Annotated in this window: 16 protein-coding genes; 5 read left to right on the top strand and 11 right to left on the bottom strand. The window is 63.7% G+C overall.

What is annotated here, in order from left to right:
• Positions 1–78: 78 nt before the first annotated feature.
• The 4 genes from MKZ91_RS06775 to MKZ91_RS06760 all read right to left on the bottom strand — a co-directional run bounded on the left by MKZ91_RS06775 (position 79) and on the right by MKZ91_RS06760 (position 3,386).
• A complete protein-coding gene (locus MKZ91_RS06775) occupies positions 79–1,002 on the bottom strand; it encodes a pirin family protein (protein ID WP_336169298.1) in 924 nt (307 codons plus the stop codon).
• Positions 1,003–1,168: 166 nt separating this feature from the next.
• Complete coding sequence (locus MKZ91_RS06770; protein WP_173515809.1) at positions 1,169–1,420, bottom strand: exodeoxyribonuclease VII small subunit; 252 nt, start codon at positions 1,418–1,420, stop codon at positions 1,169–1,171.
• Positions 1,421–1,422: 2 nt separating this feature from the next.
• Positions 1,423–2,352: a histone deacetylase family protein gene (locus tag MKZ91_RS06765; protein WP_336169295.1), complete on the bottom strand. Its 930-nt coding sequence runs from the start codon at positions 2,350–2,352 to the stop codon at positions 1,423–1,425.
• Between the two features lie 62 nt (positions 2,353–2,414).
• Positions 2,415–3,386, bottom strand: coding sequence for a zinc-dependent alcohol dehydrogenase family protein (locus MKZ91_RS06760; protein ID WP_336169293.1), 972 nt, complete (start codon positions 3,384–3,386; stop codon positions 2,415–2,417).
• Between the two features lie 16 nt (positions 3,387–3,402).
• On the opposite strand from MKZ91_RS06760, the gene MKZ91_RS06755 reads away from it, so the two are divergent.
• A complete protein-coding gene (locus MKZ91_RS06755) occupies positions 3,403–3,804 on the top strand; it encodes an acyl-CoA thioesterase (protein ID WP_336169291.1) in 402 nt (133 codons plus the stop codon).
• Between the two features lie 93 nt (positions 3,805–3,897).
• Here MKZ91_RS06755 and MKZ91_RS06750 read toward each other — a convergent pair whose 3' ends face one another.
• Genes MKZ91_RS06750 through MKZ91_RS06730 form a run of 5 tightly spaced genes read right to left on the bottom strand, consistent with a single transcriptional unit; the run spans position 3,898 to position 8,455 of the window.
• Entirely contained in the window at positions 3,898–5,088 is a 1,191-nt protein-coding gene (locus MKZ91_RS06750; protein ID WP_336169290.1) for a thiolase family protein, read from the bottom strand.
• A complete protein-coding gene (locus tag MKZ91_RS06745; RefSeq protein ID WP_336169289.1) occupies positions 5,066–6,571 on the bottom strand; it encodes a class I adenylate-forming enzyme family protein in 1,506 nt (501 codons plus the stop codon). Before MKZ91_RS06745 ends, MKZ91_RS06750 begins: the two co-directional genes overlap by 23 nt.
• Positions 6,572–6,575: 4 nt before the next feature.
• Positions 6,576–7,139 carry a biotin transporter BioY gene (locus MKZ91_RS06740; RefSeq protein WP_336169288.1) on the bottom strand — a complete coding sequence of 188 codons (564 nt, stop codon included), beginning with the start codon at positions 7,137–7,139 and terminating at the stop codon, positions 6,576–6,578.
• A gap of 36 nt (positions 7,140–7,175) precedes the next feature.
• Complete coding sequence (locus tag MKZ91_RS06735; RefSeq protein ID WP_336169286.1) at positions 7,176–7,781, bottom strand: energy-coupling factor transporter transmembrane protein EcfT; 606 nt, start codon at positions 7,779–7,781, stop codon at positions 7,176–7,178.
• Complete coding sequence (locus MKZ91_RS06730) at positions 7,775–8,455, bottom strand: energy-coupling factor ABC transporter ATP-binding protein (protein ID WP_336169284.1); 681 nt, start codon at positions 8,453–8,455, stop codon at positions 7,775–7,777. Before MKZ91_RS06730 ends, MKZ91_RS06735 begins: the two co-directional genes overlap by 7 nt.
• A 131-nt stretch (positions 8,456–8,586) precedes the next feature.
• Here MKZ91_RS06730 and MKZ91_RS06725 point away from each other — a divergent pair, with 131 nt between their 5' ends.
• The 3 genes from MKZ91_RS06725 (at position 8,587) to MKZ91_RS06715 (ending at position 11,936) form a co-directional block, all read left to right on the top strand.
• Positions 8,587–9,786, top strand: coding sequence for a winged helix-turn-helix domain-containing protein (locus MKZ91_RS06725; protein WP_336169283.1), 1,200 nt, complete (start codon positions 8,587–8,589; stop codon positions 9,784–9,786).
• 73 nt (positions 9,787–9,859) lie between these two features.
• Positions 9,860–11,275, top strand: coding sequence for a metalloprotease TldD (tldD, locus tag MKZ91_RS06720; protein WP_336169282.1), 1,416 nt, complete (start codon positions 9,860–9,862; stop codon positions 11,273–11,275).
• Between the two features lie 145 nt (positions 11,276–11,420).
• Entirely contained in the window at positions 11,421–11,936 is a 516-nt protein-coding gene (locus MKZ91_RS06715) for a hypothetical protein (protein WP_336169280.1), read from the top strand.
• 28 nt (positions 11,937–11,964) lie between these two features.
• Here MKZ91_RS06715 and MKZ91_RS06710 read toward each other — a convergent pair whose 3' ends face one another.
• Positions 11,965–13,239, bottom strand: a complete 1,275-nt coding sequence (locus MKZ91_RS06710; protein ID WP_336169278.1) for a D-alanyl-D-alanine carboxypeptidase family protein — start codon at positions 13,237–13,239, stop codon at positions 11,965–11,967.
• 235 nt (positions 13,240–13,474) lie between these two features.
• Here MKZ91_RS06710 and MKZ91_RS06705 point away from each other — a divergent pair, with 235 nt between their 5' ends.
• Positions 13,475–14,494, top strand: a complete 1,020-nt coding sequence (locus MKZ91_RS06705; RefSeq protein ID WP_442892207.1) for a polysaccharide deacetylase family protein — start codon at positions 13,475–13,477, stop codon at positions 14,492–14,494.
• A gap of 41 nt (positions 14,495–14,535) precedes the next feature.
• On the opposite strand, the gene pdxH is transcribed toward MKZ91_RS06705, so the two are convergent.
• Positions 14,536–15,225, bottom strand: coding sequence for a pyridoxamine 5'-phosphate oxidase (pdxH, locus tag MKZ91_RS06700; RefSeq protein ID WP_336169274.1), 690 nt, complete (start codon positions 15,223–15,225; stop codon positions 14,536–14,538).
• Positions 15,226–15,262: the final 37 nt, after the last annotated feature.

The raw sequence follows: 15,262 nt of genomic DNA, 5'->3' as shown, positions 1-15,262 counted from the left end.
GAATCGAAATCGTTTCAAGCAGCCTGAGGCAATGTTGCGCGGTTTCCCGCAGTCACCCCGCTCCGCCTTCGGCCACATTCAGCCCTCGGGCAGGGGGACGAACTCCTCCTCGTCGCCGGGCACGATGTCGAAGCGGCCGGTGCGCCATTCTTCTTTCGCCTTGTCAATGCGCTCCTTGGAGGAGGAAACGAAGTTCCACCAGATGTGGCGGGCAGAGCCGAGCGCTGCGCCGCCGAAGAGCATGACGTGACAGCCCTGTGGCCCCGCCGTCACCGTGATCTCGTCGCCGGCGCGAAAGACCAGCAACTGATTGTCAGCAAAGTGGTCGCCGGCGATGATCGCCTCGCCCGAAAGGATGTAGAGCGCGCGCTCCTCCCAGTGGGCCGCGAAGGGTGCACTTTTGCCGGGCGCTATGTTGAGATCGACATAGATGGTGTCGGTAAAGACCGAGACCGGCGACTTCGCGCCCTCGAAGTTGCCGATCACCACCCGCGCCTTGATGCCGTCGTCGCTCATATGCGGCAACATGCGTTCTTCCGTGTGGCTGAAGATGGGGTCGATTTCTTCCTTGTGGTCGGGTAGCGCCAGCCAGGTCTGCAGGCCCGAGATCGAGCGTTCGTGGCCGCGCTGGTTTTCCGGAGAGCGCTCGGAATGCACGATGCCGCGTCCGGCGGTCATCAGGTTTACGTCGCCGGGTCGGATGACCATCTCGGTGCCAAGGCTGTCGCGATGCTTGATCTCGCCGTCGAAGAGATAGGTGACGGTCGAAAGGCCGATATGCGGGTGCGGGCGCACGTCGATCGCCTCGCCGGCGCGCAACAGCGCCGGCCCCATCCGGTCGAAGAAGATGAAGGGGCCGACCAGCCGGCGTTTCGCCGTCGGCAGTGCGCGACGAACCTGTAGTCCACCGATGTCGCTGGTGCGCGGAACGATCAGGTGTTCGATGGCGTCGCAGGCGGGTTTGTCGCCGGCGAGCGGATCGGGGCCTGGAAAGAAGGACATGGCGCGTGCTCCCGTTTATGCTGTCGCATCAAGTACTAACGCCTGCATGCACAGGCGGATAGGGGCGAAGCAAAGACGCAGCGTTTCCGCGCGACGATCAATCCGACACATGCAATTCCAGGAAAAGTGTGAAGCGGTTCTCCGTCCGGAATTGCAACGAAATGGCCTAGTCCGCGTCGAGCGGCTCCACGCCCTGCGGTTTGCCGGCGCGGTCGAGGCGGATCTTCTCGATGCGATCTTCGGCAGCCTTCAGAAGCGCCTCGCAATGCTTCTTCAGCGCCTCGCCGCGCTCGTAGATCTCGATCGACTTGTCGAGCGCCACATCACCGCGCTCCAGCGCCGAGACGATCCGCTCCAGTTCCTCGACAGCCTGCTCGAAGGAGAGGGTGGAAACGTCCGGTTGCGTGGTGGTGTTCATGTCTACCCTCTCATCAGTCGCAAAATGTGCAGGCCGGCCGATTCGGCGAGCCCCTGAAGGTCATAGCCGCCTTCAAGCAGACTGACCATGCGGTTGCCGGCGCTGCGATCGGCGATCTCGTGCAGACGCCCGGTCGCCCAGTCGAAATCCTCGGCGACGAGGTTGATCTGCGCCAGCGGATCGCGATGGTGGGCGTCGAAGCCTGCGGAGATCAGGATGAAGTCAGGCCGAAAATTGGTAAGCGCGTTAAGAACGCGGGACCGGAATGCTTCGCGGAAGTGCTCGCTGCCCATATTGGGCGATAGCGGCGCGTTGACGATGTTGCCCTTGATGCCCGTCTCGTCCTTGGCGCCGGTGCCGGGATAAAGCGGCATCTGGTGGGTCGAGCAGAACAGCACCGACGGGTCATCCCAGAAAATATCCTGTGTGCCGTTTCCGTGGTGAACGTCCCAGTCGACGATCGCGACCCGCTCGGCCCCATAGGCCTTCTGCGCATAACGGGCGGCAATCGCCACCGTATTGAACAGGCAAAAGCCCATGGCCTTGTTCTTTTCGGCGTGATGTCCCGGCGGGCGGGCGGCGACGAAGGCATTGTCGGCCTCGCCGGAAAAGACTGCGTCGACGGCGGCAGTCGCCCCGCCGATGCCGGTCAGGGCGGCGTCCAGGCTCAAGGGGCTGGCATAGGTGTCCGCCTCGAAATGGTTGAGGCCTTCCTCGGGGATGGCGCGCTTGACGTCACGCAAATGCTCTTCCGGATGGGCGAGCAGGACGAGGTCCTCGCTCGCCTTCTTGGCCTCGATCCGCTTGAGATCGGCAAAGTTCGGATGCTCGAGCGCGAGGTTCAACGCCTTCAGCCGGTCCGGCCGCTCGGGATGCCCCTCCGGAACCTCGTGTTCCAGAAAGACCGGATTTTCGTAGAGGAACGTGGTCATGCCCGAAACCTAGTGCTCTGACCCATGAAGGTCCATGGCAAGGCAGCCGAAAGGCAGAATTTTCAACAGCGGGGATCGAGAAGCAGCTTGCCGTCGCGGCACGGATCGGCCTGGTGCCGAAGTGCGGCATCGATCCGGCTCAAGGGGTAAACCTCGGCGATCCGGCTCGAAAAGAGGCTGCTTCTCAAGCCCGCGAAACTCTTTGAGAAGGCCGCTTCGATTGCCGGTCGCCCGGCCGAGTGCACCCAGGTGCGCAGCCACAGGAACGAGAAACGGATGTCCGGCCGCGCCTGGATCGCCGCCTGCGGCACCGGAATGCCGCTAAGCGCGCCGTACTGGATGAAGGCGCCGCCCGGCTCGAGGGTGCGAAGGATCAGGTCGCCGGCAAAGGGACCGCCCACAGCGTCGATGATGGCGTCGAGGCGGAGTTGCGGCACACGGCTCTCGTCGCCCAGCACGACCGCGACGGGAGCCGCTTGGGCGAGCCGATCGGCGCTGCGCTCGCTGCGCACGATACCCGTGACATCCGCGCTTTCGCCGGCAAGCAACTTCAACAGCATGCCGCCGATGGCCGATCCTGCCGCGGTGACGCCGATCCGGCGCCGTTCGAGCGAGCCGAAATGGGTTCGCAGTGCTTCGACCAGTTGCAGCGCCGTCAGCGGATTGACGTAAGCTGTCGCCGCATCCCTGTCGTCAATGTCGTCGGGCAGGCGGAAGCACCATTCGGCCGGGCGCAAGAGATACTCCTGCCAGAGGCCACTGGCGCCGATCGGGATCACGCGATCGCCAGCTTTCAGCGAGCTCACGCCGGCGCCAATACGCGTCACGATGCCGAAACCCTCGAAACCCGGCACGAAGGGCAAGGTAGTGCGGGCGCTATAGGCGCCGGTGACGGGGATGAGATCCGATGGGTTGATGGCCGCGAGCGATACCGCCACCTCGACCTCACCCGGTCCCGGCGCGTGACGCTCTGCATCGACCAGCGCAATCACTTGCCGGGGATCGCCGAACTGGCTAACGAGGGTGGAGCGCATCGTCAGGGAGCCTCGCATGGACGGCAGGGAGCTGGAGAACGTCACGGACATCCGTATTCCGTTTCGCGATATAGACATGCACGGGCACATGCACAATGCCGCCTACTACGCCCATGCGGAAGCAGCCCTTTCCAGCCTGTGGCGCCACCGTCCCCACGTCGTCAACGAGCCGAGCTACCTCGTTCGCCGCTCGGCTTGCGTCTACCATCGCGGCCTGCGCTACGACGAACCTGCCCGCTTCACCGTGAATGTCGCCAAGATCGGCGGCAGTTCCATCAGCTTCGCCGTCAAGGTCGAGGCGCGTGGTCAGCTCGCGGCGGAGGTGGAGGTGGTCTGGGTCGCGGTCGATCCGCAGCGGCATACACCCTTGCCGTTGCCGACCGCAACGCGGGAATGGCTGGCGGCCTATGCCGTCTAGACACTTCGTCAGGTCCACCGGGTGAAGTGCTCTGACTATTCGAAATGATCGCAAGACGGACGGAGAGCCGCACACGCTTTTTCTGGACTTGCCTTAAGCGAGTTGCCTGCCGCGAAACAGCGTGACGACACCCATGCCGCCGCCGACCCCCATCATCGCCAGTCCCTCGGTGCCGGAAGGGGCGGACCGCATTTGCGAAAAGAGCCGAACCGTGAGGATCGCGCCGGAGGCGCCGTAGGGATGGCCAAGCGCGATGGCACCGCCGTCCAGATTGACCTTGGCGGCGGGGATCTCGAGCTGGTCAAGACTACCAAGCACCTGCGAAGCGAAAGCCTCGTTGAACTCGATGAGATCGACTTTAGCGGGATCGAGGGTTGGCTGCCGCACCATCAGCTTCTGCAGTGCCGGAACCGGGCCAAGACCGAGCAGGTCGGGATGGACGCCGGCCGTTGCCGCATCGATGAACTCGAGCGCGAAAGGTGTGCGCAGCCGTTCTGCCTCGGCAAGGCTTGTCACCAGCACGACCGCAGCACCATCATTGATCGGGCAGGCATTGCCGGCAGTCACCGTACCGCCCTCGACGAAGACCGGCTTCAGCCGCGCGAGCGTTTCGCTCGAGGCGTTGGGACGCGGGCATTCGTCGCGCAGGACGGGGCCCGCCGCAGTCTCGATCGCTACGATCTCGCGGGCGAAGCGACCGGAAAGTTCCGCATCGACCGCGCGACGATGGCTCTCGAGTGCAAAAGCATCCTGGCGCTCACGGGAAATGCCACAGGCGGCGGCGACATTCTCGGCCGCTACCCCCATCTCCGGATCGCCGATCTCGTCCGGCGCCATGCGGGCGCGCTTGACCGGGGTCAGTTCGCCGCCGCGCTCAAGCGGCGGCCTCAGGCGGATGTGCGCGCGGCTGGCGCTCTCCGTACCGCCGGCGAGATAGAAGCGCCCGGCACCCGCCTGGATCATCCGCGCGGCGAGCGTGATCGCCTCGAGCCCTGACCCGCATTGTCGGTCAACCGTCACGCCTGGCGTTGATACCGGCAACCCGGCCTCGAGCGCCGCGAGCCGCGCCAGGTTGCCGGCGCTGTTTGCAGCATTGCCGAGGATGACGTCATCAATATCGCTGGCGGGAATCCCGACCTCTTCCAAGATGCGGGCCATCAGCGGTGCGGCGAGCCGCGACGGCTCGACGTCGCGAAGCGTGCCGTTCACGCGGCCGATCGGCGTCCTGAGCGCTGCAATGATCACCGGTACGCGCGAAGCGTTAGTCGATGCGTTCGAGGCCATCGTTGTTGTCCGCGATCCATTGTCTGATTGTGCCAGTCGCCACCTTGCCCGAGCGCGTCATCGGCATCTTCCGGCAAAGCCAGACGCGACGCGGATGCTTGTAGCGGGGAAGGTGCGCGGCCAGGTGGCGATCAAGTGCGGCCCGGTCAAAGGTGTTGCCTTCCGGTTCGATGACGGCGACCAGTTCGCTGCCGAGATCCGGGTGGTTAAGGCCGAGCACGAGTGCAGCGTGAACGCCCGCGTGGGCAAGAAGCGTCGATTCCACCTCTTGCGGGTAGATGTTGTTGCCGCCCGACAGCACCATGCCGCCGGTGCGTCCGAGAAGATGCAGCGTGCCGTCCTCTTCGAGAAAACCGAGGTCACCGACTGTCGCAAGCCCGCCGAGGCGACGGAAACCGGCACCATCAGCCACCCCGAGGTAACCGTCGGAGATGAGCCTGCTGTCGACGAAAATAGTCCCCGTTTCACCCGTTGGCATTTCAGCCCCCGCGTCGTTGAGGATATGAAGGGTGACGCCGGGAAAGGCGTGGCCGACGGCAGTTGCCGAAGCCGCGTCGCTCTCCGTGGCCACGCTGATGAAACCCAGTTCAGAGGCGCCATAATACTCGATGACATGCGACCCTGGAAAGGCAACGGCCGCGCTTTCCCGGTCACTCGCCGTCAGTTTTGCGCCGGCGACCGTAATGTGTGTGACGGACGCGAATTGCCTGCCCTCGGCAGCGGCGCTCAGCCGCCGCAGCATCGTCGGTACCAGCACCAGGCGCTTCACCGTTTGCGCTTCGATGAGACGCAGCGATTGCGCCGCATCGAAATGAGCCGCGCCGACGAACTCGGCGCCGGCAACAAGGGTCTCGGCCAGCGCGTAGAGCGTTAGCCCATGCGCCAGCGGACCGGGCGCGAAGCTGCGGGTGCCGCGAGAGATCCCGAAGAAATCCTGACCGGTGACAAGGCTTTGTCGCCAAGAGCCACGATCGCGGACGATCGCTTTCGGCACACCTGTCGTGCCCGATGTGAAGACGATCAGCAACGGTTCGCGATCCTCGCCGACTATGAGCGGCGCTTCTCTTGCCCCCGGTGCGTCTTCGCTGAAACGCCGCGTCTTCCCGCTTGCCCGAGCCTCCAGATGAAGTTCGTCGCCATCCGCGGAGATGACGAGGTCTGGCGACAGAAGCTCGCGCATGGCCTTTCGGGTTGGAGCCGGCAGATGCGGGTCGATCAGCGCGACACAGGTGCCGCGGTTCGTGGCGGCAAGAAAGGCGGCTGCAAACAGTGGATGATTGCCCGCCTCAAGCGCTATCAGGCGTGCGCGGTCGCCGAGCAGGCTGCGGGCTGGGCTGTCGGCGATGAGATCACCGATAGCGGCGGCGAGTTGTCGGCCATGCCGCGCCAGCACGCCAAAAGTGAAAACCCGGCCCTCCATCTGGAAGGCCGGGGTATGCGGATGTTCCTCCGCATGGCGATTGATCGCTTCGGCAAACGGCATTGGCTCAGGCGCGAGCGTTTAACAGCGGATAGCCGGCGTAGACGGCGCGTGCCGCCAGGGTCGCGATTGCCGCTTTCAAGAGATCGCCGGGAATGAAGGCGAGCGAGCCGGTGGCCACCGTCAGGAGCGGCGTGCCGGTGACCGCAGAGACCCAGGGCATGCCGATCGCATAGAGCACTACGATGCCGCCGACAACGGAGGCGAGGAAGAAGCCGATGAGTTGGCGCGTCTCCGCCTGGCCCTCACGGATGCTGCGCTCGGCAATCAGGCCGGTGACGAAGGTGGCGACGACCCAACCGATGATGAAGCCGCCGGACGGGCCGGCAAATACGGCGAGACCGCCGCGGCCGCCGGAAAGCACCGGCAGGCCGATGGCGACCAGAAGCAGGAACAAGAGGAAGGCAAGCGCGCCGCGCTTGGCGCCGAGAATGCAGCCGGCGAGCATCACGCCCATGGACTGGGCGGTGATAGGCACCGGAATGAAGCCGAGCGTGATCGGCGGGATAAGGCCGAGGACCACGACGATTGCGGCAAAGAGGGCGATGAGGACGAGGTCTCTGGTGTTCATGAAGGTCCGGTTCCCTGTGTATTAGAATTGTCGCATCTATTGGCGTCGAAAACCGCGCGCGTCAATCGCTGCGGCAATCGTATCGGCATCTTTAAGCGTCAGGATGATCAGTGGCCCGATGATCGTCAACGGCCGGACCGGAAGGCCGCGAGCCCGATGCGCCTCGCGGATCGCCTCGTAGCGTGCGAAGATGTCGGGCACGAAGCGCAGCACCAGCCCCAATGCCAGGCTGACGTCGGCCGCCTTCAGCCACCCCAATCGTTCGAGCGGGGACAAGAGGATGGTTATCTCGTCCATGAAGGCGCTGATCGTTGTCGTCGCCGTGACAGCGGCGGCAAACAGCACCAGGGCCATCAGGCGCAACGTCAACGTCGCGACTTCCAAAACGGGAAGCAGGAAGAGGTTGACGGCGGCGAGGAAGAAGATCGTCACGAAGACGAAGCCGACGCGCTTGAACGCTTCTTTTGCCGGCAGTCCGACAGAGAGGTAGAGACCGGTGGCGACGACGAAGGCGAGGGCCTGAAGGACCAGCGACGCGCTGAGGAAAAGCACGATGCTCGATGCGACCAGCGCGATCAGCTTCACCCTGGCCGATAGGCGGTGCAGCAGGCTGCTGCCCTCTATGTGCAGGCTCGTCAGCATCCGGCGATCTCGTGGTAGCGGCGGATCGCATCTTGCGGGTTGCCGTCCGCCGCGAGCCGACCCTCGTGGAAGAGCAGCAGCCGGTCGACGTTCTCGACGAGAGCAAGATCATGCGTGATCACGACCGTATCTTCCGGCAGGCCCTCGATCGTCTCGGCGACGCGGCGCCGGTTCCTGAGGTCGAGCTGGTTGGTCGGCTCGTCGAGGATGAGGATCTTCGGATCGGTGACGACGACGCTCGCCATGGCGACGAGTTGGGTTTCGCCGCCCGAAAGTTCGTGCACACGTCGCCGTGCCAGATGCTCGATGCCGAAGCGTGACAGCGCGCCTTGTGTACGCCGGTCGATTTCGTCGGTCTTGAGGCCACGGTTCTTCAAGCCGAAGGCGATGTCCTCGGCAACAATCGGCATGATCAGCTGGTGCTGCGGGTTCTGGAAAATGAACCCGGCCTCCGAAAGCACGGCGCGATCGTCCTCGACCGTATTCAGGCCGTTGACCGTCACCCGGCCGGAAGAGGGTTTGACCAGGCCGTTGATCAGTCGGGCAAAGGTGGTCTTTCCGGAGCCGTTAAGGCCGATGATGCCGATACGCTTCTCGCTCAGCGTCAGGGTCAGCGGATGCAAAGCCACCCTCTCGCCAAAGCGCACCGAGCAATCGGCAAAGCGGATATCCATTCCGTTCCTCGTGGTCTTCGGCAGGCGCAGTTTTCGGGTTGCTCTATAGGCCAAGTCCGACAACAAGGGCAATGCGGTCCGGACCGAAGGCTGTATTTGAATTATGGGAATAAAAGCCTATTCTTGAAGCCATGACGATTCGCCTTTCCAACAGCGACGCCCGTCGCATCTTCCTCGCCAAGCAGGGTCTTTCCGGCGCACCCAACCGCGCGCTCGGCAAGGAAGGGCTTTTGCAGCTCATCCACGATATCGGCTTCGTGCAGGTCGACAGCATCGCCACGGTCGAGCGTGCCCACCACCAGATCCTGTTTTCCCGCAACCAGACCTACCGCAGGGAACATCTCACGGCGCTTCTCGAAGATGACCGCGACCTCTTCGAACACTGGACGCACGACGCCTCGATCATTCCGAGCAGTTTCTTCCGCTACTGGAAGCACCGCTTCAAATGGGAAGGCGAGACGATTGTCGAGCGCTGGAAGGCGTGGCGTGGCGAGGGCTTCGAGAGGGGGTGCGACGAGACCTATCAGCGCATCGCCGAGGGTGGCCCGGTGCTCGCGCGCGATCTCAAGGAGGCCGAGCATGAATCCGGTGGCTGGTGGAACTGGCATCCGTCGAAGACGGCGCTCGAAGTGCTGTGGCGGACCGGAAAACTGGCGATCGCCCGGCGCGAGAATTTCCAGAAAGTCTATGACCTGACCGAAAGAGTGATCCCGCAGCACCATCACGAGGGCGACGTCAGTCACCCGGAGTTTGTCGACTGGGCCTGCCGCAGCGCGCTCGATCGACTGGGGTTTGCGACCCATGGCGAGATCGCTGCCTTTTGGGACCTGGTGTCTCCCGACGAAGCCAAGACCTGGGTGGCCGAGCATCGCGACGAACTTGTCGAGGTGCAGATCGAAGCGATCGACGGCGGGCGACCCCGCGCGGCCTTTGCCTTTGCCGGCTTTCCGGTAACGCTCGGCGATATCCCCGATCCGCCCGGCCGGGTCCGGGTGCTCAGTCCCTTCGATCCGCTCCTGCGCGACCGCAATCGCACCGAGCGCCTGTTCGGATTCTATTATCGCATCGAGATCTTCGTACCCGAGGCCAAGCGCGAATATGGCTACTACGTCTTCCCGCTCATCGAAGGCGACCGGCTGATCGGCCGCATCGACATGAAGGCGGATCGCAAGCGCAGCAGTCTCGATGTCCGCCGGCTATGGTTGGAAAGGGGGGTCCGGGCGTCGGTCGGACGTTTGGAGCGCATCGATGCCGAACTCGAGCGGGTCGCCCGCTTTGCCGGTGTCGAAAAGGTGGAGCGCCTCGAAGGCTGGAACTCTTCGCTTACGTGATATTTTCCTTGGCTTGAACCCGCCGCCTTCCTAAATGGAGGCCATAGATATCTTGATGCGGGAGCGCACTGCCATGAACACCGATCTGATGAGCCTTTTCGATGCCGACGAGGCAACGGTCCGCAAGGTTCTCTCGGAAACGCTCGCCGGCGCCGACGACGGCGAACTGTTCCTAGAGCATGCCCAGGCCGAGGTGCTGTCCTTCGACAACGGCCGCTTGAAGGGTGGCAGCTTCAACACCGACCAGGGTTTCGGCCTGCGCGCCGTTGCCGGCGAAGCGGTCGGTTACGCTCATTCCGGTGAGCTTTCCCTTTCTGCACTTCGCCGCGCTTCCGACGCGGTGGCGCAGGTGACGCGCGGTTATGCCGGCTCCTATGCCGCAGCCCCGCAGCGCACCAACAAGAAGCTCTACGGCGACGAGAACCCGATCGGCGAACCGAGCTTCGAGGCGAAGGTCGCGCTGCTTCAGGAAATCGACGCCTATCTGCGCGCCAAGGATCCGAAGGTTCGTCAGGTCACGGCATCGATCGCCGCCAGCTGGCAGGTCGTCGATATTCTCAGGGCCGATGGCCATCGCGTGCATGACATCAGGCCGATGACCCGCATCAACATCTCCGTCGTGACCGGTGACGGCGACCGCCAGGAAAGCGGCTCCTTCGGCACCGGTGGCCGCCGCGGCTTCGGCGATTTCGTCACCGAGGAGAATTGGAAGTTGGGCGCCGACGAGGCGCTGCGCCAGGCACTCGTCAATCTCGAAGCGATCGATGCGCCCGCCGGCACCATGGACGTGGTGCTTGCCTCGGGCTGGCCGGGCGTCATGCTGCACGAAGCGGTCGGGCATGGCCTCGAAGGCGATTTCAACCGCAAGAAGACCTCGGCCTTTGCCGGCCTGATGGGCGAGCAGGTCGCTGCCAAGGGCGTCACCGTCGTCGACGACGGCACCATCGAGGCGCGCCGCGGTTCCATTTCCATCGACGACGAAGGCACGCCCTCGGGCTACAACGTGCTGATCGAAGACGGCAAGCTCGTCGGCTACATGCAGGACCGCCAGAACGCCCGGCTGATGGGCATGCAGCCGACCGGCAACGGCCGTCGCCAGGGTTACGCCCATGTGCCGATGCCGCGCATGACCAACACCTACATGCTCTCGGGCGACAGGACGCCGGATGAAATCATCGCTTCGGTGAAGAAGGGTATCTACGCCGTCTCCTTCGGCGGCGGCCAGGTGGACATCACCTCCGGCAAGTTCGTCTTCGGCTGCACCGAGGCCTACCTGATCGAGAACGGCAAGATCGGCGCGCCGGTCAAGGGCGCCATGCTGATCGGCAACGGCCCGGACGCGATGAAGCGGGTGACCATGGTCGGTAACGACACCAAGCTCGACACCGGCATCGGCAATTGCGGCAAGGCCGGCCAATGGGTGCCGGTCGGCGTCGGCCAGCCGCACCTGCGCATGGACCAGATCACGGTTGGTGGCACCCAGGCGTAAGATCCGGTGGTGGTCTTCAAGCTCTCCTTTCTATCGCCGGAGACCGCAACGCCAAGCCACGAACTGAGGTTCGAAGGCGACGCGGAGAAGATCGCGCGGGCTTAGGTCTGCGGGAAGGTGTTTTCCAGATCATGCCTATTACCATTTGGATCGAAAGGATCTGGCGCTGCTGGAGTCGGTCGTCGGGCTTGCCTTGCCCGCGACCGGCGAGAAGGCCCTGCTTCAACGGCCGCATTCAATTGATACGACGCCCTACCTGGTTCATACCAACTACGAACTTCCGCTGATGCTCGAAGGGCGCAAACCCTTTGCATATTTCTGTGATGAGCCGAAATCGCCCTGGTTGCAGGAAATGCGAGCGCGCTTTGCACCGCATGTGGACGCGGGGACTATGGTTTTAGACACGTTCGAGTTCGCGCAGATGTGCCCGACCACGGCCGGCGGCGAGAAAGAGCAACGCACCCTCTACCTCACCTATGCGCTGCCGGGCGAAGAGTGGCGTTTCGAGCGCTTCAGAGAGCGCTGCCATTGGCTCTTTTACAACTGGCGTCCCTGGACAGATGAGGACGAGCGCGAGGAAGGCCTGCTCCTTGGCTATAGCGAGGAGCAATGTGACTGGTGGCTCGCCAACCGCTTCCGCAAGGTTTTCGCGCAAGCGTGACGAAGGCTAACTCTGTCGCCGTCGACGGTTACCCGCGCGACGGCAGCATCATGCAATCGTACGAACGCTGCTTCAGTGCATCGCAGGCCGCCGCCGCTGCGTCGCGGCTAGAAAAGCCGATGAAGCGCGCGCGGTAGATCGCATTTGCGCCCTTGCCGACGGCCTCCGTGTGGGGTTTGGCCCCGGCCAGAGGCGCGCCGCCTTCGGCGCGTGCCTGGGCAAGCAGCATGCGCGCCGCCTCGGCCGAAGGGGCTGCTGAAATCTGGATCTGCCAACCGCCGCCGGCGACCGGCGCCATGGCACTACTTTCGATCTCAGCCACTTCAGTGGGGCGCTCCGCAGGGATCGCGGTCGCGGACGTCGTGGCGATCAACGCCGCAACGGAATCCTGCTTTGCCCGCTGGGGCGCCGTGTAGGGCATCGGGACGTCCGATGTCGTCGATGTCATCTCGACCGGCGCTTCGAGCACCTTCCTGCCGCGCGTGGATGCGATGAACTGCCGCTCGCCTCCTGCCGCCTTGCCGAGGTGACGATCGAGCAGCGCCGCCATCTTGGCATCGCGGCTGCGCGCGGTGCGTCCGCCAAGCACGACGCCGACCACGCGGCGATTGCCGTCCTTGACGGCGCTGACCAGGTTGAAGCCGGACGCATTGGTATAGCCGGTCTTGATGCCGTCCATGCCTTCATAGCGATACATCAGGTTGTTGTGCCCGCGGACCTTTCGGCCACGGAAGTTGAAGCTCTCGGTCGCAAACAGCCGATATTCCCTGGGGAAGTCGCGCATCAGGGCTACGGCGAGCGTCGACATCTCTCGGGCGGTCGTCACCTGCTGGCTCGCGGGCAGACCCGAGGCGTTGATGAAAACGGTCTTGCTCATGCCGAGCTGCCGCGCCTTGGCGGTCATCATCCTGGCAAAATTCGCTTCCGTCCCGCCGAGCCTTTCGGCCATCGCCACGGCCGCATCATTGCCCGAACGCACGATCATGCCAAGCACGGCCTCGCGCACGGTGATCGTCATGCCGGACTTGAGGCCGAGGCGCATCGGCGGCTTGGCGGCCGCTGTCCTGGAAACCTTGATCTTGCTGTCCCAGGAGAGTTCGCCGCGCCTCAGCGCCTCGAAGGTCATGTAGACCGTCATCATCTTGGTCAGCGAGGCCGGATGGTTGAGCACGTCGGGGTTTTCGGCCGAAAGAACCTTGCCGGTTCGCGCGTCCAGCACCAGCGAGGCGGTCCCGGCGAGTGCGGTTGCGGTCCCCAGGGCGAGAGCGAAGGTCGCCAATAGGAGGCAGCGCAAAGTTTTCATGTCGATCCCCGTCGAGAAGCGCCAGCGGTCATTGGCGCGAAGCTGTTTCGTTTTGTGACAAGATCCGTGACTTTGCTGCAACTTTAGGGCGGAATATGCCATTTCCATCCCGTTTTCGCGGCTGTGGTAAATGGACCATGAACGGCGGCGCTGTTCAACAAGGTTTAACGCCCCCGGCGCTAACCTTCCACCCCTATACGCTGCGCGGGGGAACATGGGCCCGAACATCAAGAGCATGATCAGGACGGTAGTCCGCCGTACCGCGATCACCGGCGGGCTGGAACTGGCCAATGGCTTGCGCCGTACCGGGCTCATGGCCGGGGCGCGAGGGCAAGGGGCGATCTTCACGCTGCATCATGTCCGGCCGAAACCTCTGCGTGCTTTCGATCCGAACGCACATCTGGAGATCACACCGGCGTTCCTCGACGCCGCGCTGACGACATTGAAGCGCGACGGTTATCGCTTCGTCGCGCTCGAGCAATTACCCGAAGCGCTCGCAAAGTGTGATGGGCCGATCGCCTGCTTCACACTCGACGACGGCTACCGGGACAATCTCGATCATGCGTTGCCGGTCTTCGCGCGTCATCAGGCGCCCTTCACCGTTTTTGTCGCCGGCGGCTTTGTCGATCGCACCCATACGCTGTGGTGGGAAACGCTTGCCAATCTTCTTGGTGCAAACGATATCTTGCGCTTCGATTTCGGCAACGGCGCCGAGACGCTATGCACAGGCACATCTGTGGAAAAGCAGGTGGCCTTCAACCGGCTTGCGGCCTTCGTTCACGACCGCGACGAAGCGCAGGCCATTACGGCCCTCAATGTCATCGCGCTCGAATGCGGCGTCGATCCGCTGGCACTGACCGACCGGCTGACGCTAGACGATGTCGGGCTTCGACGGTTGACGGAAAATCCGCTTGCAAGCCTCGGGGCCCACACGATCAGCCACCGCTCAGTGGCGCGCCTTGAGGAGGCGGAGGCGCGACGCGAGATCCATCAATCCGCATTGCGGGTCGAGGCGATCACCGGCAAGCGTCCGCTGACCTTCGCCTATCCCTATGGCGACGCGCAGGCGGTGTCGGCACGCGATCATCGCCTTGTCGCCGATCTCGGTTTCACCCTGGCAGTCACGACGCGACCCGGCACGCTTGTCGAGCGGTCGCTGTCCAGCCTTCATGCCCTGCCACGCATTTCATTGAACGGCCATTTCCAACGGGCGCGCTATGTCTCGGCGCTGGCGTCCGGCATCCCCTTCCGCTGAACTGAAAGCGGCCCTCGGTTGGGGTGCACGGCCCTTGCGCCTCAAGGATACATGCGCACCTTTTCCCAACCGCCTTCCGGCGTTTCGCGGCGGAACTCCATCCGGTCATGCAGGCGGAACGGGCGGTCGTGCCAGAACTCGATCGAGGTCGGGCGGATGCGGAAGCCGGACCAGTAGCTCGGGCGCGGGATTTCGCCGATCGCGTGGCGGGCTGTGTATTCGGCGACGGCCTTTTCGAGCGCAAAGCGGCCTTCGAGCGGGCGCGACTGTTTCGACGCCCAGGCGCCGATGCGGCTGCCGCGTGGCCGGCTCTTGAAGTATTCGTCGGCCTCTGCGTCCGACACGATCTCGACCGGCCCGCGCACGCGCACCTGCCGCCTCAACGATTTCCAGTGGAAGCACATGGCCGCCTTGCGCGCGCCAAGGATCTCCTGGCCCTTCTGGCTCTCGAAATTCGTGTAGAAGACGAAGCCGCGCTCGTCGAAACCCTTGAGCAGCACCATGCGGACATTCGGCAGTCCGTCACTGTCGACCGTGGCAAGCGCCACTGCATTCGGGTCGTTGATCTCGCTGCCTTCCGCGTCTTTCAGCCATGTGCCAAACAGGGAAAAGGGTTCATTTGATTCGGTGAAGTCACCGCTTGTTAACTCATTCGCCGCCATATTGCGTTCCAATGCCGTGATGTCTGGCGCGGAAATGCTTCGGGATGAGCCCGACCGGTGTTTCCGCATCGAAAATGTCGGAGCCTGTATGTTGACCTTGTCAAAC

Source organism: Ensifer sp. MJa1, from assembly GCF_037026475.1.
In the GTDB taxonomy this organism is placed as follows: Bacteria; Pseudomonadota; Alphaproteobacteria; order Rhizobiales; family Rhizobiaceae; genus Ensifer.
The sequence above is the reverse complement of the archived record's forward strand: the minus strand, read 5'-3'. Positions and strand labels throughout refer to the sequence as shown.

Coding starts and splice junctions, on each gene's coding strand:
- MKZ91_RS06740 (WP_336169288.1), bottom strand. CDS start 7,139: ATGAACACCAGAGACCTCGTCCTCATCGCCCTCTTTGCCGCAATCGTC.
- MKZ91_RS06745 (WP_336169289.1), bottom strand. CDS start 6,571: ATGCCGTTTGCCGAAGCGATCAATCGCCATGCGGAGGAACATCCGCAT.
- MKZ91_RS06760 (WP_336169293.1), bottom strand. CDS start 3,386: ATGCGCTCCACCCTCGTTAGCCAGTTCGGCGATCCCCGGCAAGTGATT.
- MKZ91_RS06730 (WP_336169284.1), bottom strand. CDS start 8,455: ATGGATATCCGCTTTGCCGATTGCTCGGTGCGCTTTGGCGAGAGGGTG.
- MKZ91_RS06710 (WP_336169278.1), bottom strand. CDS start 13,239: ATGAAAACTTTGCGCTGCCTCCTATTGGCGACCTTCGCTCTCGCCCTG.
- MKZ91_RS06765 (WP_336169295.1), bottom strand. CDS start 2,352: ATGACCACGTTCCTCTACGAAAATCCGGTCTTTCTGGAACACGAGGTT.
- MKZ91_RS06735 (WP_336169286.1), bottom strand. CDS start 7,781: ATGCTGACGAGCCTGCACATAGAGGGCAGCAGCCTGCTGCACCGCCTA.
- pdxH (WP_336169274.1), bottom strand. CDS start 15,225: ATGCGGAAACACCGGTCGGGCTCATCCCGAAGCATTTCCGCGCCAGAC.
- MKZ91_RS06750 (WP_336169290.1), bottom strand. CDS start 5,088: ATGGCCTCGAACGCATCGACTAACGCTTCGCGCGTACCGGTGATCATT.
- tldD (WP_336169282.1), top strand. CDS start 9,860: ATGAACACCGATCTGATGAGCCTTTTCGATGCCGACGAGGCAACGGTC.
- MKZ91_RS06725 (WP_336169283.1), top strand. CDS start 8,587: ATGACGATTCGCCTTTCCAACAGCGACGCCCGTCGCATCTTCCTCGCC.
- MKZ91_RS06755 (WP_336169291.1), top strand. CDS start 3,403: ATGGACGGCAGGGAGCTGGAGAACGTCACGGACATCCGTATTCCGTTT.
- MKZ91_RS06770 (WP_173515809.1), bottom strand. CDS start 1,420: ATGAACACCACCACGCAACCGGACGTTTCCACCCTCTCCTTCGAGCAG.
- MKZ91_RS06705 (WP_442892207.1), top strand. CDS start 13,475: ATGATCAGGACGGTAGTCCGCCGTACCGCGATCACCGGCGGGCTGGAA.
- MKZ91_RS06775 (WP_336169298.1), bottom strand. CDS start 1,002: ATGTCCTTCTTTCCAGGCCCCGATCCGCTCGCCGGCGACAAACCCGCC.